The sequence below is a fragment of the Rummeliibacillus sp. JY-2-4R genome, assembly GCF_053847205.1.
Window position 1 is genome coordinate 487,877 of record NZ_CM132623.1, and the last position, 19,882, is coordinate 507,758.

General features: G+C 34.5%; 17 protein-coding genes. 15 read left to right on the plus strand and 2 right to left on the minus strand.

Features of this window, described 5'->3' with window-relative positions; all coding sequences use genetic code 11:
• Window positions 1-175 precede the first annotated feature (175 nt).
• Window positions 176-1,183, minus strand: coding sequence for a hypothetical protein (locus ACWV26_RS02355; protein ID WP_455896774.1), 1,008 nt, complete (start codon window positions 1,181-1,183; stop codon window positions 176-178).
• Window positions 1,184-2,075: 892 nt separating this feature from the next.
• Here ACWV26_RS02355 and ACWV26_RS02360 point away from each other — a divergent pair.
• Together ACWV26_RS02360 and ACWV26_RS02365 are read left to right on the plus strand one after the other, a co-directional pair.
• Window positions 2,076-3,068 carry an LLM class flavin-dependent oxidoreductase gene (locus tag ACWV26_RS02360; protein WP_455896775.1) on the plus strand — a complete coding sequence of 331 codons (993 nt, stop codon included), beginning with the start codon at window positions 2,076-2,078 and terminating at the stop codon, window positions 3,066-3,068.
• Window positions 3,069-3,189: 121 nt separating this feature from the next.
• Window positions 3,190-3,585, plus strand: coding sequence for a hypothetical protein (locus tag ACWV26_RS02365; RefSeq protein ID WP_455896776.1), 396 nt, complete (start codon window positions 3,190-3,192; stop codon window positions 3,583-3,585).
• A 237-nt stretch (window positions 3,586-3,822) separates the two neighbouring features.
• Here ACWV26_RS02365 and ACWV26_RS02370 read toward each other — a convergent pair whose 3' ends face one another.
• Window positions 3,823-4,764 carry an LCP family glycopolymer transferase gene (locus tag ACWV26_RS02370; protein WP_455896777.1) on the minus strand — a complete coding sequence of 314 codons (942 nt, stop codon included), beginning with the start codon at window positions 4,762-4,764 and terminating at the stop codon, window positions 3,823-3,825.
• A gap of 258 nt (window positions 4,765-5,022) precedes the next feature.
• On the opposite strand from ACWV26_RS02370, the gene ACWV26_RS02375 reads away from it, so the two are divergent.
• From ACWV26_RS02375 to ACWV26_RS02435, 13 genes are all read left to right on the plus strand, one after another.
• Complete coding sequence (locus ACWV26_RS02375) at window positions 5,023-6,735, plus strand: phospho-sugar mutase (RefSeq protein WP_455896778.1); 1,713 nt, start codon at window positions 5,023-5,025, stop codon at window positions 6,733-6,735.
• A gap of 570 nt (window positions 6,736-7,305) precedes the next feature.
• Window positions 7,306-8,043 (plus strand): YveK family protein, encoded by a 738-nt coding sequence (locus ACWV26_RS02380; RefSeq protein ID WP_455896779.1) that lies wholly within the window; start codon window positions 7,306-7,308, stop codon window positions 8,041-8,043.
• The gene (locus ACWV26_RS02385) at window positions 8,040-8,744 is read left to right on the plus strand and encodes a CpsD/CapB family tyrosine-protein kinase (RefSeq protein ID WP_455896780.1); all 705 of its coding nucleotides are present in this window, start codon (window positions 8,040-8,042) and stop codon (window positions 8,742-8,744) included. The genes ACWV26_RS02380 and ACWV26_RS02385 overlap by 4 nt, the downstream gene beginning before the upstream one ends.
• Before the next feature lie 26 nt (window positions 8,745-8,770).
• The gene (locus tag ACWV26_RS02390) at window positions 8,771-9,538 is read left to right on the plus strand and encodes a tyrosine-protein phosphatase (RefSeq protein ID WP_455896781.1); all 768 of its coding nucleotides are present in this window, start codon (window positions 8,771-8,773) and stop codon (window positions 9,536-9,538) included.
• Window positions 9,539-9,607: 69 nt separating this feature from the next.
• A complete protein-coding gene (locus tag ACWV26_RS02395) occupies window positions 9,608-11,449 on the plus strand; it encodes a polysaccharide biosynthesis protein (protein WP_455896782.1) in 1,842 nt (613 codons plus the stop codon).
• A 23-nt stretch (window positions 11,450-11,472) separates the two neighbouring features.
• A complete protein-coding gene (locus ACWV26_RS02400; protein ID WP_455896783.1) occupies window positions 11,473-12,684 on the plus strand; it encodes a DegT/DnrJ/EryC1/StrS family aminotransferase in 1,212 nt (403 codons plus the stop codon).
• Window positions 12,685-12,710: 26 nt separating this feature from the next.
• Entirely contained in the window at window positions 12,711-13,334 is a 624-nt protein-coding gene (locus tag ACWV26_RS02405; protein ID WP_455896784.1) for a sugar transferase, read from the plus strand.
• Window positions 13,335-13,348: 14 nt separating this feature from the next.
• Complete coding sequence (locus ACWV26_RS02410; protein ID WP_455896785.1) at window positions 13,349-14,083, plus strand: GNAT family N-acetyltransferase; 735 nt, start codon at window positions 13,349-13,351, stop codon at window positions 14,081-14,083.
• Between the two features lie 37 nt (window positions 14,084-14,120).
• On the plus strand, window positions 14,121-15,326 hold the full coding sequence (locus tag ACWV26_RS02415; protein ID WP_455896786.1) for a glycosyltransferase family 4 protein: 1,206 nt from the start codon (window positions 14,121-14,123) through the stop codon (window positions 15,324-15,326).
• A 5-nt stretch (window positions 15,327-15,331) separates the two neighbouring features.
• A complete protein-coding gene (locus ACWV26_RS02420) occupies window positions 15,332-16,369 on the plus strand; it encodes a polysaccharide biosynthesis protein (protein ID WP_455896787.1) in 1,038 nt (345 codons plus the stop codon).
• Between the two features lie 13 nt (window positions 16,370-16,382).
• Window positions 16,383-17,531, plus strand: a complete 1,149-nt coding sequence (locus ACWV26_RS02425; RefSeq protein WP_455896788.1) for a polysaccharide biosynthesis C-terminal domain-containing protein — start codon at window positions 16,383-16,385, stop codon at window positions 17,529-17,531.
• Window positions 17,494-18,618, plus strand: a complete 1,125-nt coding sequence (wecB, locus tag ACWV26_RS02430) for a non-hydrolyzing UDP-N-acetylglucosamine 2-epimerase (protein WP_455896789.1) — start codon at window positions 17,494-17,496, stop codon at window positions 18,616-18,618. The genes ACWV26_RS02425 and wecB overlap by 38 nt, the downstream gene beginning before the upstream one ends.
• A gap of 81 nt (window positions 18,619-18,699) precedes the next feature.
• Window positions 18,700-19,773 (plus strand): capsular biosynthesis protein, encoded by a 1,074-nt coding sequence (locus ACWV26_RS02435; RefSeq protein WP_455896790.1) that lies wholly within the window; start codon window positions 18,700-18,702, stop codon window positions 19,771-19,773.
• The last annotated feature ends 109 nt before the right edge of the window (window positions 19,774-19,882 follow it).

The following is a 19,882-nucleotide window of genomic DNA, read 5'->3' on the forward strand; positions in this document are numbered from 1 at the left end:
TTTATTCGACTATTGTTTTTTAGGAATAAAAAGATTCCCACCCCTAAAGGAGTGGGAACATTAATTTAATGCATAATCCAAAATCGAATGTGCACTACATAAGAATTATCTAATAATGAAGAAACTCATTCGGCAGGAAAAGTATAGATACATTTCTTTTCTTTTTTATTATGAATTATTTTTGTACTTCATCAATAGTAGCTGAAAGTGCTTCAGATACATCACCAGCTTGAGGAGAGCCATCTAATAACTCATTAGCATCTTTTGCAAAGTTTTCAGTATCAGCGTTTGCTTGGTTAATTTGATTGTTAGCTTCTTCTAGTTGTTTGTTTTTATCGTCAATTTCCTTATTACCTTTAGCAATTTCGCCATCAGCTTTTGTGATTTCTCCGTTCGCTTTATCCAATTCAGTGTTAGCAGCGGTGAATGCATCAGTAGCTTCTTTTTTATCGTTCGTTAAATTTTGAATAGTAACTTCATCAGCTTGTTTTTGCTTTTGAGCATCTGCTAATTGACCTTGAGTTTCTGTTAATTGTTTTTGTAGAGCTGCTTTATCAGTGATGGCTACTGCCAATTCTTTTTTAGTTTGTTCAAGTTCCGCTGATGTTTTAGACAATTCTTCTGTTTTAGCATTTAGTGCTGCTTTAGTTTGTTCTAATGATGTATTAGCTGTTTTAAGACGCTCTCTTAAACTAGCTGCTTCATTATTAGCTTGAGTTAACTTTTCTTTTGTAGATGTTAATTCAGCTTGAGTGGCTTCATTTGAAGTTACCAAAGCATTATATTTATTATTTAATTCCTCGTAGTGGTTGCCTGCTTCGGCAAGAGAAATTTTTAATCCTTTAATGATGTTTTCTTGTTCAGAAACTCTACCTCTTAAATTAGTAACATCATTTTCTAAGCCTGCTACACGAGTTTCTAAGCCAGCAATTTTTGTTTTTTGAGAAGCAATAAATGTATTAGCATCAGCAATTTTGCTGTTGGCATCCGCTGCTAAATCAGTTACTTTTCCTTTTAAAGCCTCTTCATTTGATTGAAATTTTAAAATTTCTGCACTTTGAGAAGCAATTTTAGATTTAACATTGTTTAATGTGTCTGAACCACCCCAAGTTGCAACGCTAACTGTACTTCCTACTAATATACTTCCTGCTAATACTAGTGCTTTTCCTGTGAATAATGGCATGTGATAATTCCTCCGATAAATTGTTATTTTTTTGAAGCAACGTAATTGTATTATGCAGAAAAATATTTGTAAATATCCCATAGTTGGTAAAAAATGTATCATTTGGTGTCTAAAAGATAGGGTAAAAGTATGTAAAAAAATGTAATTAAATAGATTGTTAATAAATAATGATTCAATAGATGCATTAAACAATATTTAAAAAATTCAAATTTCAAAGATAAATAATGAAATGTGACTATTATAAATATTTTAAATAAAAAAATTTTAGAATTATGTAGGTCTATGTATATAGATGTAAAAAAGAGTTGGAATAATTAGCTGCAATTTAAGTCTTAAAAAGAGAGTAAAGCCTAAAAAATTGAGTGAGATTTCTAGCATAAACTAAGTCGCCCCTTTATATGGCAGATTTAAACTAAATTAAAATTGAGTATCACAGCTGATTTTTTAAGAATGATTAACTGTAATTATTAATTAAGGTTTATTTTATGTGGCGGAAGGGTTTACAGTTTTTGGGGAATGATTTAGGTTTGTTGATTATCCCTCTAATTAAACCTGAGTCATTCTCTATGAACTAAGTGGTTACAAACGAGCTATTAGCATACTAGTAGCTGGATATATCAGCTTGTATATGGATTGAAGTCTGAACGAGGGCAGTACAACTTACGGAAATATTTAAATAAGTTCATTTAAAGAATGGAGTATATAGCACTAGTTCTTTTCATTTTAACTTTTTGTTAACAAGAGTTTAATATAAGGGAGAGAGATTTTCTCCAACTACAACGATGGATAATGAAAAATAGTAATGACTATATTGATGATAAACGAATTTAATAAGCTAACTATTATAGATCATAAATAAAAAATAGTCAGAATCAGAAAGGATGTTACCAATATGAAGTTAAGCATTTTAGATCAAGTACCAATCGCAAAAGGATTAAAACCTGCACAAGGATTAGAAAATAGCGAAAGATTGGCGTTGCTAGGGGAAGAGTTGGGGTATCATCGGATGTGGTTGGCAGAACATCATAGCATGCAGTCGCTTGCAAGTTCTGCACCGGAGATTATCGCTACACACTTAGCAGCAAAAACGAATCGGATTCGAATCGGCACAGGTGGCGTTATGATGATGCACTACTCACCATTAAAATTAGCGGAAGTGTTCAAGACGTTAAGTGCATTCTCACCAGGGCGCATTGATTTCGGCGTTGGCCGTGCACCAGGCGGAGACAACTATTCAACATTTGCGCTTGCAAAAGGGAGACGCCCGGAGATGAGCGACCAATACAAGGATATTGAATTGACGCTAAAATTATTGAGTGATCAAAGGCCAAATCATCCATTATATGATCCAGTAATCGCTTCACCAACACAAGTTGAACTACCAGAAGCGTGGCTGTTAGGATCTACAGGCAACAGTGCATTGCGCGCGGGAAGATTAGGGGTAGGTTACTCTTTTGCCCAATTCTTTAATGGTGGAATGACTAGAGAAATTTTCGACACGTACAGAGATAATTTCGAGCCATCTGAATTCATGCCAGAATCACAAATCCTTGTGACATATGCAGCAACAGTAGCCGAAACGAGAGAAGAAGCGGAATACTTAGCAAAACCAATTGATATCCAAAGAATGCTACTGATGAGAGGAAAGTTAATCCAAACAATGTCACCGGAAGAAGCAAAAGACTACCCATTAACCGAAATGGAAAAGACCTTCATCCAAGATAACCGAAAACTTAACCTAGTCGGAACTGCCAAAGATGTTGCGGATGTCATACTTTCAGACCAACAACAATACGGTTTTGACGAAGCCATGTTCAACTGCAATCAATACAACTTTGAAAGTAGAGTACAAAGTTTTACATTATTAGCGAAGGAATTAATATAGGGGAATTTGTAAAATATTTGCGGCTGGAGCATCTTAACATTACCGTAATAAATTCTTGCTTCAAATTTATTTAATATAAACCGATAAAGTTTAGAGAATGAATTAGAAAGAGGCAATTGTTTTGGATAGTAAAGAACTTATTCTTATAATTAATAAAGCAGTGGATGAATTGGATTTTGTTTCTGCAAGAAGATTAATGGAAGAAAATTTGGGATTTGTTGAACAATTCAAAGTACATTTAAAAAGTAACGCTAGAGAAATACTAAATTTTATCAATGAAAAATTAGAACAAGGTGAAAAGCCCTTAACACGTTCAGAAATAGGTACGATTAATGCAATCAACATTTATGCGTCTAAATTTGATGTGAGAGGTATAAAACTGACCATAAAAGGTAAAGAACAACTCTTCTTAAGAGAAGAAATTATATCTTATCTAAATGCTGACGCAAGGATTATGTTAGAAGGAATGGGAACAATAAAAAAAGCTTTTAAAAATGTAGCCAATCGACTAGCATAAGTTTTTATAAGACTCGAAATTTATTAAAGGTAAAATCTTCCTCTTAATCCAAAATTGTATCTTGGTTGGAGGAAGGTTCATTTGGGTATCTACTTTAGTGATTTTAGCATTAAATTATTCGGAAACACTAAATCATACGCTTAATAAAGGACCAGCCAAATCTATGACTGATCCTTTTCTTTTTACCTAGCACACAAAAAAAGACAAAGGCCAGTAACCGTAGTTACTGGCCCTTCTTTACTTCCCATCTTCCGGTAATTCCAAATGCTTTCGAAGTTCCTTAGATACACTAGCTAACTCGGTTGGATCCATTTTATAATACCAGATGCCATTCATGATTTCGCCTTGGCCCTTTTCAAAACTGATTTGTTCAATGTTGCCGATACAGTCTTTATAGTTTTGTTGTAGGCTGTTCAAATCAGATAGGGTAAAGCTTGTTTGTACGTTTTTACCTAGGGCATTGAAGATGGCATCATAGTTAGTTAGTGTTTTTGCTGATGTTACTTCTTGAAGGATACCTGAGATGATCTGTTTTTGGCGATTTTGTCTTCCAAAGTCACCTTGTGGGTCTTCGTGACGCATGCGAACATAGGCAAGGGCAGCATCGCCAGTTAGATTTACAGGACCTTTAGGGAAATTATATTTAAATTGTTTGAATGCTAAGTTGTTGTTTACTGTAATCCCGCCAACGGCATTGACGATGTCTTTGAAACCTTCCATATTAACCTTTGCGACATAGTCAATCGGAATGTTGAGCAAATTTTCTACAGAATCGGTGGCCATTTTGATGCCACCAAATGCATAGGCATGATTCAGTTTGTCTTCCGTTCCATGACCAACGATTTTTGTATACGTATCACGTGGGATACTCACCATTTTAATATCCTTGGTTTGTGGATTTGCCGTAAGAACAATCATGGTATCGGAACGGCCTTTGTCACCTTTTCGTTCGTCGACGCCCAATAACAAAATTGAAACAGGGTCGACTTTCTTAAGAGATACTTCTTTCGTTCGTTTGTCAGTCATATGTGTAACTTGCATTTTGGCAAAGTTTTTGTGAAAACTTTGATAGACATTAAAAGCATAAGCCCCACCAGCTACCAGAAGTACGGCGAATATGCCGACAATCCACCGTAATAAGTGCTTCTTCTTACGTTTCTTCGTTCGACGTTGCTCCATTTTAAAAAGCCTCCAATAGTAATCTATTAAATAAGAACTATAATTAATCAATCTTTCAAAATTAAAGATAGGAAAACGGTCATTCACTTCAAGAGCTTTCTATACTATAAGACCACAATATAGTTACATAGGTTTCATGAAAATGTCTATCACAAAATTTAAATAATTTACATAGAGATATCAAATGTACCTTTGTTAGGAATATTTTACTGTGTCATAATATACATACTATATAAACAAAGAAAAGGGGAGCATTGCGTGACACATATTCTATATAATTCATGGAAAAAAGCAGATTTACCAAAAGAGCTACAACAAGAACTTGGATCCATTGAAAATAACTCAGATGCGATTAACGACCGTTTCTACCAATATATAAAATTTGGTACTGCAGGTATGCGCGGTTTACTTGGTGTAGGTACAAATCGAATCAATATATTTACTATTCGACGAGTTGCATTTGGATTGGCTCAATATATTGTTAAAAATGGAAAAGATGCAATGGAGCGTGGTGTTGCTATTTCATATGATACGCGCCATTATTCACGAGTATTCGCATTAGAAACAGCTCGCGTTCTTGGTGCAAATGGGATTAAATCCTTTGTGTTTACGGAGCCACGACCTACACCAGAACTTTCCTTTGCGGTTCGGCACATACATGCTTATGCAGGGGTCATGATAACTGCGAGCCACAATCCAAAAGATTATAACGGCTTTAAAGTGTATGGTGAAGATGGGGCGCAGTTAACACCTGCACATGCAACGACCATTATTCAAATGATGAATCAGATTAATGATATTTTTGAAATTGAAGTAGAAGATGTCGAAATCTTGAAGAAAATGGAACTCTATACTGACATTCTAAAAGAAATCGACACAACTTTTCAAGAAAACCTTAGAACCATTTCTGAGCGGGAAGATATAAAAAGAGACTACTCTATTATTTACACACCACTCCACGGTGCTGGATGCATTCCTGTAATACAAGCATTAAAATCAGCAGGATATACAAATATTCATGTTGTAGATGAACAAGCAATTCAAGATGGTAATTTCCCAACAATAAGGAATCCAAACCCTGAAGAGCCAGCTACCTTTAAAATGGCTATGGATTTAGGAAAAAAAGTTTCGGCAGATCTATTATTAGCTACAGACCCAGATTCCGATCGATTAGGTGTTGCCGTTCGAAACGAGGATGACTATCAGTTGTTAACGGGCAATCAAATTGGCGCTTTAGTAACAGATTATTTAGTTAAATCAAAATCAGAGAAAAACACCTTACCAACAAATGCTGTGTTAATAAAAACAATTGTAACTTCTGAATTTGGTGCTAAAATTGCTAAAAACTATCAAGTGCAAACTATCAATACATTAACAGGATTCAAATACATTGCTGAAAAAATTGAAGAGTTTGAAATAACAGGTACTCATCGTTTTCTTTTTGGTTATGAGGAAAGCTATGGCTATTTAGTAAAAAACTTTGTCCGCGACAAAGATGCTGTTCAAATGGCATTGTTAATAGCAGAAATTGCCGGATACTATTCAACTAATAATCAGACATTATTAGACGCATTAGAAGAATTGTATATTACCTATGGTTATCACCGTGAAGCATTTGTCTCACAAGTATATGAAGGACAAAGCGGGGTTCAACAAATGTCGCTATTATTAGACAGATTGCGTGCACATCTTCCAAAAGAAATCGCGGGTATTCCTGTTTATTGTATAGAAGATTACCTAAGTAGTGAAGCAAAATTTGCAAATGAACAAGTAGAAGTATTAACCTTGCCGAAAGAAAATGTCCTTAAATTTAGGTTAGTAGATGAGTCGTGGATTGCTGTGAGGCCATCTGGTACAGAGCCAAAATGCAAGTATTATTTTGGCGTAGTTGGCACGACCGCAGCAGAAGCAGATGCAAAGTTAGAAAAAATTAAAAACGAATTTTTGAAAATGAATAGGGTAATTGAATAGGACTTTTAGTAAACATTGGATACTGGTAAAGTAATTTAAAATGGCCTTATTTCAATAGGTCATACAATCGTGATGGCCTAATTTGTGATAATGAGTGGATTTCATAGAATCATTCCAGTAGATAATGAATTAAACAATTGTTATTTGCCCGTATATAGGAAAATCTAATTATTATAAAAATAATTTAAAATATAATTTTAAAAAACTACTTATTTCTAAAGTGAAATCAAGTAGTTTTTTTATTTTACTAAATATTCAGTCCATTCTAGCTGATAAATCTTTTTACTCATTGGATGGATTTGGCATTACATCAATATTAACAACAAATATTTATATAAAAAAGATGTTTTGAATATTTTGATAATGGGAAGAAAAGGATATAAGAAAGCTAGTTAGTAAGTAGAAAAGTTATATCAAATTTTTACCTAAAAATACAAACTATAAAAAAAACCATACATTTTCCTTAGTAATATTTACTAATTCAGGTTATAAAATGTGTTAGTATGATAGCGAATGTTGAATATTGTGTAAAAAGGAAATATTTTTACTATTAATGGAGGTTATCGATTGATGGAGGAAATGATAAGTATCCGAGATGTGACGAAAATATTACGAAAGCGATGGGGGATTATAGCACTCATTACAATACTAGCAGTCGCTCTAACTGCAGCAATAAGTTATTACCTCCTAACCCCGCAATACCAAGCTACAACACAGATTCTTGTCAATAAAGAGTCGAAAGATAGGCAAACACAGTTTCAAGATACGCAAACAGATTTGCAGTTGATCAATACCTACAACGTTATTATTAAAAGTCCCGTAATTCTTAACCAAGTAATCAATAATTTATATTTAGATACTAAGGCAAGCCAACTTAATGGAAAAATTGAGGTGAACAATGAACAAAACTCCAAAGTTATGACTGTTGTAGTGACGGATACTAAGCCTGAACAGGCAGTGGCCATTGCAAATGAAGTAGCTAATGTTTTTGAAAAAGAAGTTAAAAAAATGATGAAAGTTGATAATGTCAATATCCTAATGCCTGCAGAATTAAGTGACAGCCTTGTTCCTGTTAAACCAAATCCTGAGTTAAATATGGCTATAGCGTTGGTAATTGGATTAATGGCGGGGATAGGAATGGCCTTTTTACTTGAATATTTAGATAAGACTTTCAAATCCGAGAAAGAAGTGGAAGAAATGCTTGGGTTACCGGTACTCGGTGTAATTAGTGTTATGCCAAAAATGAAAAAAAGCAAATCAACTGTACCTCGTCAATCAGAAACAGAGAAAAGGGAGGTTGTATCATGAGAAAAAAGAAAAAATTAAAACTACAGCAGGCAGCACGAAAGCTGATCGTACGAAAAAATCCTCAATCTTATATATCAGAGCAATTTAGGACATTACGCACCAATATTAAATTTTCGAAACCGGCGGATGAATTGCAAACGATTCTTGTTACTTCTTCATTTGCAAATGAAGGGAAATCCACAATTTCTGCTAATCTAGCTTGCCTTTTTGCAGAAGAAGGTAAAAAAGTATTATTTATCGATTCTGATATGCGCAAGCCCACTGTTCAATATACTTTCAATTTGACCAATACAACTGGTATATCTAGTGTACTATCCAAACAATCTAAATTAAACGAAGTAATTCGGAGGTCGGGTATCCCGAATCTAGATATTATAACAAGTGGCCCTATCCCCCCCAACCCTTCAGAATTACTTGGCGGGAAGATGTTGTCAGAAATCATTAATTATAGTAAAGAAAAATATAACATTATTATATTTGATGCACCGCCTATATTAGCAGTAGCAGATGCACAAATTTTAGCAAATGCAGTGGATGGCTCAATTTTAGTGATTAATTCACAGGAAACAGATCGAAAGGCAGCAGAAAAGGCTGTTGAAGTATTAAAATCATCAAATGCACAAATTTTAGGGACAGTATTAAATAATGTGAAAGTTGAAAGGAGTTCATATTATTATAATTCCTATTATAGCTATAGCTAAGATGTGTAATAAGGAGGAGCTTTTAAATGATTGACTTACATAGTCATATACTTTTTGGAGTTGACGATGGGCCATCGTCGGAAGAAGAATCGATTCAAATGTTAGAGCAAGCAGTTAAAGAAGGTATAACCGGAATCGTTTCGACTTCCCATGCAAAACAACCACAATACCATGTCGATGCAATTGAAGTAAAGAATCAACTTGATAAGTTGCAAAAAGAACTAGAGAAAAGACGAATACCGCTTACTCTTTATCAAGGTCATGAAATTCGTCTACATGAAAGGATTATTCCAGGGATAGTTGAGGAAGAACTACTCACATTAGCGGATTCAAAATATTTGCTATTAGAGTTACCATCTCAAAATGTACCACACTATGTATTTAGCGTGGTGAATCAGTTACTTTCTAACAATATTATTCCAATTATTGCTCACCCAGAACGAAATAAGGGGATAGCTGAAAAACCAGAACTATTAGCAAAATTAGTATGCCAAGGTGCAATGGGACAAGTTACAACTGGGTCTTTATGTGGACATTTTGGACGTGGGGTTCAGAAAGTTGCGCTAGAATTACTTGATGCCAATCTTGTACATACGATTGGATCAGACGCTCATAACTTAGACAATCGGCCGTTTCTATTCAACAAATGCCTTACTTATTTGGAAAAGCGTGGCCTAGGAGATTATATAGATATTCTTTTAGAAAATAATGAGAGAGTTATAACAAATAGAGATGTTATTTTGTTAGAACCAGAAACACCAAAGAAAAAAGCTTGGTGGAAAATAGGTGTTTAGAAATTTTGCTATTTGGAATATTAAGACTCTTTGAGGTTTCAAAGAATAAATAATAGGAGGTAAGTATGAGTGAAGCTGAAAAATAGAATGTTATTACTGGCTACTTTAGATTCAGTGATCGTTTTATTTTCGATTTTTGTTGGATATTTTCTTTTACATCCAACGATTAACCCCTTTAAAGAAAAAATTTTACTTGTAAGCTCTTTAACATTCTTTTTTGCACATCATGTTTCGGCCATGTATTACGGTCTATATCGAAAAGTATGGGAATATGCGTCTATAGGTGAGCTAACATCCATTTTCAAAGCAGTAACATATTCAATATTTATAGTAGCAATTGTTCAATTCATTTTTATTCGAAATATTATGTTCACTCCGTTAATGATTACATGGATGTTACATCTATTGTTAATTGGTGGTTCACGAATTTCGTGGCGAATGTTCCGCGATAAAATTTGCCATAAAAGTTGTCCCAAAAATCAAAAACGAACACTAATAATTGGCGCAGGGTCAACAGGTTCAATGATTGTACGACAACTTCAACGAAGCAATACCTCACGATTGAAGCCTGTGGCATTTTTGGACGATGATCCCTCTAAGGTTGGTTTAGAAGTACTTGGAATTCGAGTATTAGGAGGGAGACTTCAACTAAAACAAGTGATTGAAAGTTTTGAAGTAGAACATATTTTAATTGCTATCCCTTCTATGAATCGCAAAGATCTTGCGAACTTATCACAACAATGCCTAGCAACAGGAATCAAAACACAAACCGTCCCATTAATAGATGATTTACTCACTGGGGAAATTTCCATCAAAGAAATTCGAGATGTCAATATAGAAGACTTACTTGGTCGAGAAGAAATCAAGCTTGATATGAAAACTGTTTCAAACAAACTTACCGAGCAAATTGTATTGGTAACAGGTGCAGGTGGTTCAATTGGATCTGAAATCTGTAGACAGGTGATGAATTTTAAACCAAAGCAATTATTATTGTTAGGTCATGGAGAAAATTCTATTTACAACATTTATATGGAATTAAAAGGTATGGAAACTGTTCAAAACGGACAAACAGAACTAGTTGAAATTATTGCAGATATCCGTGATCGGAATAGGATTTTTGATATTATCAATAACTATCGACCAAATGTCATATATCATGCAGCTGCTCATAAGCATGTTCCTTTAATGGAGGATAATCCGATGGAGGCAGTTAAAAATAACATCTTCGGAACTAAGAACGTTGCTGAAGCAGCACATACCTTCAATGTTCGCAACTTTGTCATGATTTCAACAGACAAAGCTGTGAATCCACCTAATATTATGGGCGCAACAAAACGTTTTGCTGAAATGATTGTGCAAAATTTAGCGCAAGAAAGCAAAACAAAATTCGCAGCTGTGCGTTTCGGTAATGTATTAGGTTCTCGAGGATCTGTTATTCCACTTTTTAAAAAACAAATTGCAAAGGGTGGACCCGTGACTGTTACCGATGAACGTATGACAAGGTATTTCATGACCATTCCTGAAGCAGCTCGATTAGTGATACAAGCGGGATCGCTAGCAGAGGGAGGTGAGGTATTTGTTCTCGATATGGGGGAACCTGTGAAAATTGTGGATCTTGCCAAAAACTTAATTCGATTAACTGGGTACTCTGAAGCAGATATTCCAATCGAATATACAGGTGTTCGTCCAGGTGAAAAACTCTATGAAGAATTACTAAATGACAACGAAATTCAACAAGAAAAAGTATTTCCCAAAATTCATATCGGGAAAGCAGAACCGATGGAGAAAGAAAATCTATATGCAATTGCCGAATCTTTATCACATATGAGTCAAAAGGAATTGAAACAAACACTTCTCAACATAGCCAATACCAAGTATGGCAAATCTGATTCATTGATGAGCATTTCATAAACTTAATAAGTGAGGTTTCTAACATGAATATTACGAGTAATAGAAATATATCTTTTTCTCCTCCTGATATTACAGAACAAGAGATTTATGAAGTAATTGAAGCAATGAAGTCAGGCTGGATTACCACGGGTCCGAAAACAAAAGAATTTGAAAAGAGACTTGCCCAGTATGTGGGGGTAGAGAAGGCGGTTTGTTTGAATTCTGCAACAGCTGCTTTGGAATTAACATTACGAATTCTGGGCATCGGACCTGGTGATGAGGTTATCACAACAGCATACACGTATACAGCCACTGCCTCAGTCATCAACCATGTTGGTGCAAAAATAGTTTTAGTTGATACAGCACTAGATTCATTTGAGATGGATTACGAAAGGCTTGCTGCAGCAATTACTGAAAAGACAAAAGCCATTATCGCGGTGGACCTAGCTGGTAAAATGTGCGATTACGATACAATTTATGAGGTAGTTGAGGAGAAAAAAGAGCTCTTCCAAGCAAACACGAAATTACAGGAATTATTTAATAGAGTAATTGTCATCACAGATGCTGCTCATGCTTTAGGAGCAAAAAGAAAAGGTAAAAACTGTGGACAAGTTGCAGATTTTACATGTTATTCCTTCCATGCAGTGAAAAATCTAACAACAGCAGAAGGTGGCGCAGTCGTTTGGCGAGATATTTGTGGCTTAGATGATGAATGGCTTTATAAACAATTTATGCTGTATAGCCTTCATGGACAATCAAAAGACGCACTGGCGAAAACGCAAAAAGGTTCATGGGATTACGATATTATCTATCCAGCTTATAAGTTTAATATGACAGATATTACAGCAGGTATTGGATTAGCACAACTAAATCGATATGAAAGTTTGCTAGAGAGACGCAAGGAAATTATAGAAATGTATGATCAAAGTCTCTGTCCTTTAGGTATACAAGTATTAGAACATTTTGGTACAGATTATTCTTCCTCTGGTCATCTCTATATAACAAGAATTCCTGGTATCGATACGGAAAAGAGAGATGAAGTAATTTGCAAAATGGCAGCGAAGGGAATTGCTTGTAATGTTCATTATAAGCCCCTTCCAATGTTTACAGCCTACAAAAATTTAGGCTTTGACGTTGAGTATTATCCAAATGCATTGAACTTGTTTAAAAATGAAATTACTTTACCACTTCATACCTTATTAAGTAATGAAGATGTTACATATGTTATTCAATGTTTCAAAGATGCAATAAGATAAGTCGGTGATGTCCGGGGTGATAAAAAGTGTATAAAAAGTGCGTAAAAAGAGCGTTTGATTTAATCCTCGCAATAGTTGCGTTACCAATTTGGATTGTAGTTTTAGCAATCATTGCTCCCATTATATACATTCAAGATAAAGGTCCCATTTTCTACAATGCTTCAAGGTTAGGCAAAGATGGAATAGTGTTTAAAATGTATAAGTTTCGCTCTATGAAAGTAAATGCACCAGATCTACGCAATAATGATGGGTCTACTTTTAACGCGGAGGATGACCCTAGACTCACGAAAATAGGGAAATTTATCCGAAAGACAAGCTTAGATGAAACTCCGCAACTTTTAAACATTATAAAAGGAGATATGAGTATTATTGGTCCTCGCCCAGATTTACCAGAACACCAAAAGCTATATAGAGGGAATGAAAGTAGAAAGCTTGAAATTCGTCCTGGAGTGACAGGGTATAACCAAGCATATTTTAGAAATACCGTTCCGTGGAAAGAAAGAATTCAACATGATATTTACTATATTGATCATTTATCATGGTGGCTTGACCTAAAGGTTCTATGTAAAACAGTTATTTCAGTTTTAAAACGTAAGGACATTTATCTCACACAAGAATCTGTGGAGAATGATGAAACGAAGGCTGTATAGAAAGGAACATCCACATGACAAAAGTGATAGAAAGTGCTGTATGTTTTATTGAATTAAAGTGGGATACTGAATTTTTTGGAATTACTAGCGCCAAAGCTGTATTGAACAATACGCTGTCGTTGAAAGAGTGGGAAGAATTAAGAGGCAAAAGCAAAAGTTACCAATTTGTATCAATTATCAATCAATATTCAAATCCAACTAATGCACAACTAATTGGAAAGGACACACAAGCGTTTTTGGCAGATGTCAATATTCAATTTAGTAAGAAACTAGTAGCTTCACAGGAAAAACCCGAAAATATTACTTTTCATCAAGGACTAGAGAAAAATAATCAAATAGTAGAACTGGCTGATTTTTCTTTTTCAAAATTTATAGAAGATCCTGAGTTTGCTAAAAGAGGTGGAGAAAAAGTCTATAAACAATGGCTTTTAAATGCCTTTATAAAAACAGATAAATATTTTGCTCTATCAAAAAATAAAAACGGTGACATAAACGGTTTTATTTTATATTCCTATAATTCAGACCGCTGCATAATCGAACTAATTGCCGTTTCCCCTAAAGAGGCAAACGGAGGAATCGGAACAAAGCTATTTCGGGCTATTGAATACAAAGCTAAACAGCATGGTAGCAAGGAAATTAATGTAGGAACCCAAATTCGCAATATAGGCGCTATTAATTTCTATCATAAAGTAGGTTGTAGACAAACCGAATGTCACCAAGTTTATCATTTATGGAATTTAGATATATAACTAAAACTTTTAAGACAAGCAAGGAGATGGGAATTCTTTGAGAATACTTTATATTGCGACGTCCTTTCCAGAACCAACAAAAGGAGCCACAATTTATACTGATTTGGCGGAAGCATTACAAGGTGCTGGCCATCAAATGACAGTTGCTGTATCAGAACAAGCAAAAAACAAGCAACAAACAGAAATTAAAAAAGAGCGAGGATTCGATGTTCTTCGAATTGTGACGGGCAACTATTATGACGTGGGCTTTATAGAAAAAGGTTTTACTACGTTGAAAATGCCCGTACTTATGAAAAGAGGAATAAAAAAGTACTTAGGAAATAAGGAGTTTGACTTAATTTTATTTGAATCACCACCAGTCACAAATGAAAGTGTTGTGGCATGGGCAAAGCAACATTTTAACTGTCCAGCCTATTTAATGCTAAAAGATATATTCCCACAAAACGGTGTAGATATAGGGATTATCAAGAAAAACAGCATGATTCATCATTTTTTTATCAAAAAGGAAAAGAAATTGTTGGAAACGGCAGATTATATAGGTTGTATGTCGGATGCCAACAAGCTATATGTTCTTAAGCATAATCAATGGATAGATTCTTCAAAGGTTGAATTGTTTCCTAATACCAAAAAATTGACGGCTAATTTTGTTGTAAACAAATACTCCCTAAGAACGAAGTTTGGGATTCCAAAAGAGGCTTGTGTTTTCTTGTTTGGAGGGAATATGGGGAGACCACAATATATTGACCTTCTTTGTGAGGTCATTAAGGCTTGTAAAGATGATAGACAAATCTACTTTCTTTTTATAGGAAGAGGAACAGATCGTTATAAATTAGAGAAGACTATTGAAGAACATAGTATACAAAATGCTCAAGTAATTGGGAACTTACCAAGAACTGAATATGAACAAATTACAAAAGAGTGTGATGTTGGGCTAATTGTTCTTGACCCACGTTTTACGATTCCAAATTATCCCTCACGTATTTTATCCTATATGGAATATGCAAAGCCTATTCTAGCAGTAACAGACAAAGTGACGGATATAAGAGAATTAATTGCACAAGAGAAATGCGGTAAATGGGTTTGGTCAGGTGATGTACAAGCATTTATCGATATGGTAAAAGAAATGACATTAAGCAAAAACTTGCGATTGATGGGTATGAATGGTCGGAAATACTTAGAAGAAAATTTAAATGTGGAATGTTCAGTCGAAATTTTAGAACGTCATTTTGAAAAAGTGAGGTAGAGGGAATGTTTGAAGGTAAAACTTTATTAATCACAGGTGGTACTGGCTCATTCGGTAACGCTGTAATGAAAAGATTCTTAAATACAGACATCAAAGAAATTCGAATTTTCTCTAGGGATGAAAAAAAGCAAGATGATATGAGAAAACATTACAGAAGCGATAAATTGAAATTTTATCTTGGCGATGTGAGAGATCTAGCTAGTGTCAAAAATGCCATGCATGGGGTTGACTACATATTTCATGCAGCAGCACTAAAACAAGTACCATCTTGTGAATTTTTTCCTTTAGAAGCAGTGAAGACAAATATCGTGGGGACAGATAATGTACTAACTGCGGCTATTGCATTTGGTGTTAAAAAAGTAATTTGCCTTTCAACAGATAAAGCTGCATACCCCATTAATGCAATGGGAATCTCAAAAGCGATGATGGAAAAGGTATTTGTATCGAAATCGAGAACTGTCTCCCCTGATGAAACCATTATTTGTGGTACAAGATATGGCAATGTTATGGCATCTCGAGGATCTGTTATCCCATTATTCATAAATCAAATAAAAAGTGGACAACCACTAACTGTTACGGATCCCGAAATGACAAGGTTTTTAATGAGCTTAGAAGAAGCTGTAGAATTGGTAGTCTTTGCTTTCTGTCATGCACAGTCAGGGGACATTATGGTACAAAAATCCCCAGCAAGTACAATCGGTGATTTAGCTACGGCTGTTAAAGAACTTTTCGATGTGGAGAATGAAATTACAATTATCGGCACACGTCATGGGGAGAAAAGATATGAAACACTACTAACAAAAGAAGAGTTTTTAGTAGCAGAAGATATGGGCGACTTTTATCGAGTACCAGCCGATCAAAGAGATCTCAACTATAACAAATATTTTGAAGAAGGCGAACAAAAACTAACATTTGAGGAAGAATATAATTCTGATAATACTCAGATTCTTACAATTGAACAAATTAAAGAAAAATTACTAAAACTTGAATATGTTCAGCAAGAATTAGCGGAGTGGAATCAAAAAGTTCACGTAAACAATTAGAGGAGGCGGTTCTATGAATATCCTGATTACAGGTGCAAATGGCTTTGTTGGAAAAAACTTAGTAGCGGAGCTGAAAAATAGAGGATACGACCAAATCTTTACTTTTACAAAAGACGATAGCGAGTCTGTGCTTGATTATTATACAAAACATTGTGACTTTGTATTTCATCTTGCTGGTGTGAATCGACCAGCTGATAATAGGGAGTTTCTTCATATTAATTATGGACTAACAGAAAAGTTACTCGAATTACTAAAATTCCATAATAATCCTTCACCTATATTAATGACTTCATCGATACAGGCGGAAAGGGATAACCCATATGGACTAAGCAAAAGGGCAGCAGAAGGTTTACTTTTCGATCATGGAAAAAAGAATGGTTCGCCTGTTTATATCTATCGACTTCCAAACTTGTTCGGTAAATGGAGTAAGCCTAACTACAACACAGTTGTTGCAACGTTTTGTCATAATATTGCAAGGAACTTAAAAATTGAGGTACACCATCCAGGAGCAGAATTGAATCTTTGTTATATCGATGATGTATTAGAAGAGTTTATGAAAGCTTTGGAAGGAAACCCAACAAAGAAAGAAAATTACTGTGTTGTACCAGTTACACACTCCATTCGCCTAGGAGAGTTAGCAAAACTATTAAGAAGTTTTAAAGATAGTAGAGGGAATTTAAGTATTCCCAATATGGAAAATCCTCTAACGAAAAAACTGTATAGCACATATTTAAGCTTCTTACCAGAAGATGAATTTTCGTACGATCTCAACATGAATATAGATTGTAGAGGATCATTTACAGAATTCATTCGAACATCCGAATGCGGACAAGTATCTGTTAATGTTTCCAAACCTGGCATTACAAAAGGCAACCACTGGCATCACACGAAAAACGAGAAATTCTTAGTTGTAAGTGGTGAAGGGTTAATTCGTTTTAGAAAATGGGACTCAGACAAAATAGTTGAATATCGAGTAAGTGGTGATTCCTTACAAGTAGTTGATATCCCTATAGGGTATACCCACTCCATAGTGAATATAGGACCAAACGATTTAGTCACCATCATGTGGGCAAATGAATCTTTCAACCCTGAAAAACCCGATACATATTATCTGGAGGTGGAAAATGAAAAAGTTGAAAGTTATGACAGTAGTCGGTACTAGACCAGAAATTATAAGGCTTTCAGCAGTTATCAATAAATTAGAAGACTCAGATGCAATTCAACATTACCTTGTACATACAGGGCAAAATTATGATTATGAATTAAATGAAGTATTTTTTAACGATTTCCATCTAAAAAAACCAGACTTTTTCCTCGAGGCAGCAACAGGTACTGCCATTGAAACAATAGGAAATATATTAGTTGAAATTGACCCTATTCTAGCAGAAGTACAACCGGATGCCCTTCTTGTTTTAGGAGATACCAATAGTTGCTTATGTGCCATTGCAGCAAAGAAGAGACATATACCTATTTTCCACATGGAGGCTGGCAATCGTTGTTTTGACCAGAGAGTACCCGAAGAAACGAATCGTAAAATCGTAGATCATATTTCAGATATCAATCTAACATATAGCGATATTGCAAGAGAGTACCTATTAAAAGAGGGTTTACCAGCAGATAGAATTATCAAAACTGGGAGTCCAATGTTTGAAGTCTTGCATTCACGGAAAGATGACATTGAAAAATCGGATATTTTAAATCAACTGAATCTTGAGGCGGAAAAATATTTATTAGTCTCAGCACATAGAGAAGAAAATATTAATTCAGAAGAGAACTTCAAGGATTTAGTGGAAAGTTTAAATGAAATTGCAGAACGATATTGCTACCCAGTAATCGTAAGTACGCATCCTAGAACAAGAAAAAAGATTATAGAAAAAGGAATTGCCTTTAATCCATTGGTACAAACGATGAAGCCCCTTGGATTTAATGATTACAATAAGCTTCAAATGAATGCAAAAGCCGTATTAAGTGACAGTGGAACAATCAGTGAAGAATCCTCCATTCTTGGATTTAAAGCACTCAATATACGACAGGCTCATGAAAGACCTGAAGCTATGGAAGAAGCATCAGTCATGATGGTTGGTTTAAAGAAAGAAAGAATTCTTCAAGGATTAAGAATTTTGGTGACACAGGAGCCATCAACACTAAGAAAAGTTGCCGACTACAGCATGCCAAATGTCTCGGAAAAAGTTTTGAGAATCATATTATCCTATACAGATTATGTGAATCGGGTTGTTTGGTATAAATAACAAAATCATTTATGTAGTAATTAATCTGTTTAGAGGATTTATCTTACTACACAACCTAAAGCAATTATAGGGAGATAGTAAATGAAAAAAATTTGCATTTTAAGTACAGTGAATTTTAAACATATGACAATGATCTCATTATATACAGATTTTCTAGATCAAAATGGTATTCCATATGATGTGATTCATATTGATAAATATGACGAAACAGAAACGAATCATGCTAAAAGTGTGTATCGGTTTCCATTAAGGATTCATAGAGACTGGCCAATGTTAAAAAAAGTAATGAAATATTATGGCTTTAGAAAATATGCAAAAGGGATTATACAACAAAATAAATACGATTTCATAATTGTTTGGAATAGCTATACAGCTTTTATGTTCGCTGACTTTTTAGCATTCAAATATAGAAAAAGATATTGCTTAAATATTCGAGATTACAATAAGGAAAAACTTTTGCCAGTATATTTAATGATGAAAACTGCCATAAGATCAGCTACATTTACAACCATATCGTCAGATGGGTTTAAAAAATTCTTACCGCCATTGGATTATGTAAATGTATATAGCTTTAATGAAAAAATGTTGCAGTCTATAGAGCCTAGAAAATCTTTACAGAATAAGGACGAACCAATCCGAATATCGTTTATAGGCTATGTACGCTTTTATAATAATGACAAAAAATTAATCGATGCACTCGGAAATGATAGTAGATTTATAATCCAATATTTTGGAGAAGGTGCAGAAGCACTCGAAAAATATGCAATCGAAAAAGGCTATAGAAATGTTAAATGTCATGGGAGATTCGATTCAATCGATACACCTAAATTTTTAGCTGAATCGGATATTATAAACAATTTATATGGAATCGGAACATTGGACTTAGATACAGCTTTATCAATCAAGTTATATTATGCCGTATATTTGCGGGTACCTATCCTTGTTTATGGTGGAACATATATGGATGAAATAGCAAGTCAATATCATATCAATATAACGGTGGATCCTCAATCTTATGACCATCTAGGAGATTATATATATAACTCTTATATTAATAAGGATTTTAGCGATTTAAAAAATGGATGTGAAGAATATATCTCTCTTGTTAAAAAAAGTAACAACCATTTTCATGAGTTATTACTTAAAAATATGTAAAGAAAAATGGGGGATAAATATTATTTACGAGTATGAGGAATCTATATGAGAATTCTAATTTTAATTTGCTTATTTATTATTTCAATTTTAGCGTCCTGTATATCATGGA

Coding starts and splice junctions, on each gene's coding strand:
- ACWV26_RS02410 (WP_455896785.1), top strand. CDS start 13,349: ATGACAAAAGTGATAGAAAGTGCTGTATGTTTTATTGAATTAAAGTGG.
- wecB (WP_455896789.1), top strand. CDS start 17,494: ATGAAAAAGTTGAAAGTTATGACAGTAGTCGGTACTAGACCAGAAATT.
- ACWV26_RS02380 (WP_455896779.1), top strand. CDS start 7,306: ATGGAGGAAATGATAAGTATCCGAGATGTGACGAAAATATTACGAAAG.
- ACWV26_RS02355 (WP_455896774.1), bottom strand. CDS start 1,183: ATGCCATTATTCACAGGAAAAGCACTAGTATTAGCAGGAAGTATATTA.
- ACWV26_RS02360 (WP_455896775.1), top strand. CDS start 2,076: ATGAAGTTAAGCATTTTAGATCAAGTACCAATCGCAAAAGGATTAAAA.
- ACWV26_RS02420 (WP_455896787.1), top strand. CDS start 15,332: ATGTTTGAAGGTAAAACTTTATTAATCACAGGTGGTACTGGCTCATTC.
- ACWV26_RS02385 (WP_455896780.1), top strand. CDS start 8,040: ATGAGAAAAAAGAAAAAATTAAAACTACAGCAGGCAGCACGAAAGCTG.
- ACWV26_RS02425 (WP_455896788.1), top strand. CDS start 16,383: ATGAATATCCTGATTACAGGTGCAAATGGCTTTGTTGGAAAAAACTTA.
- ACWV26_RS02435 (WP_455896790.1), top strand. CDS start 18,700: ATGAAAAAAATTTGCATTTTAAGTACAGTGAATTTTAAACATATGACA.
- ACWV26_RS02400 (WP_455896783.1), top strand. CDS start 11,473: ATGAATATTACGAGTAATAGAAATATATCTTTTTCTCCTCCTGATATT.
- ACWV26_RS02390 (WP_455896781.1), top strand. CDS start 8,771: ATGATTGACTTACATAGTCATATACTTTTTGGAGTTGACGATGGGCCA.
- ACWV26_RS02370 (WP_455896777.1), bottom strand. CDS start 4,764: ATGGAGCAACGTCGAACGAAGAAACGTAAGAAGAAGCACTTATTACGG.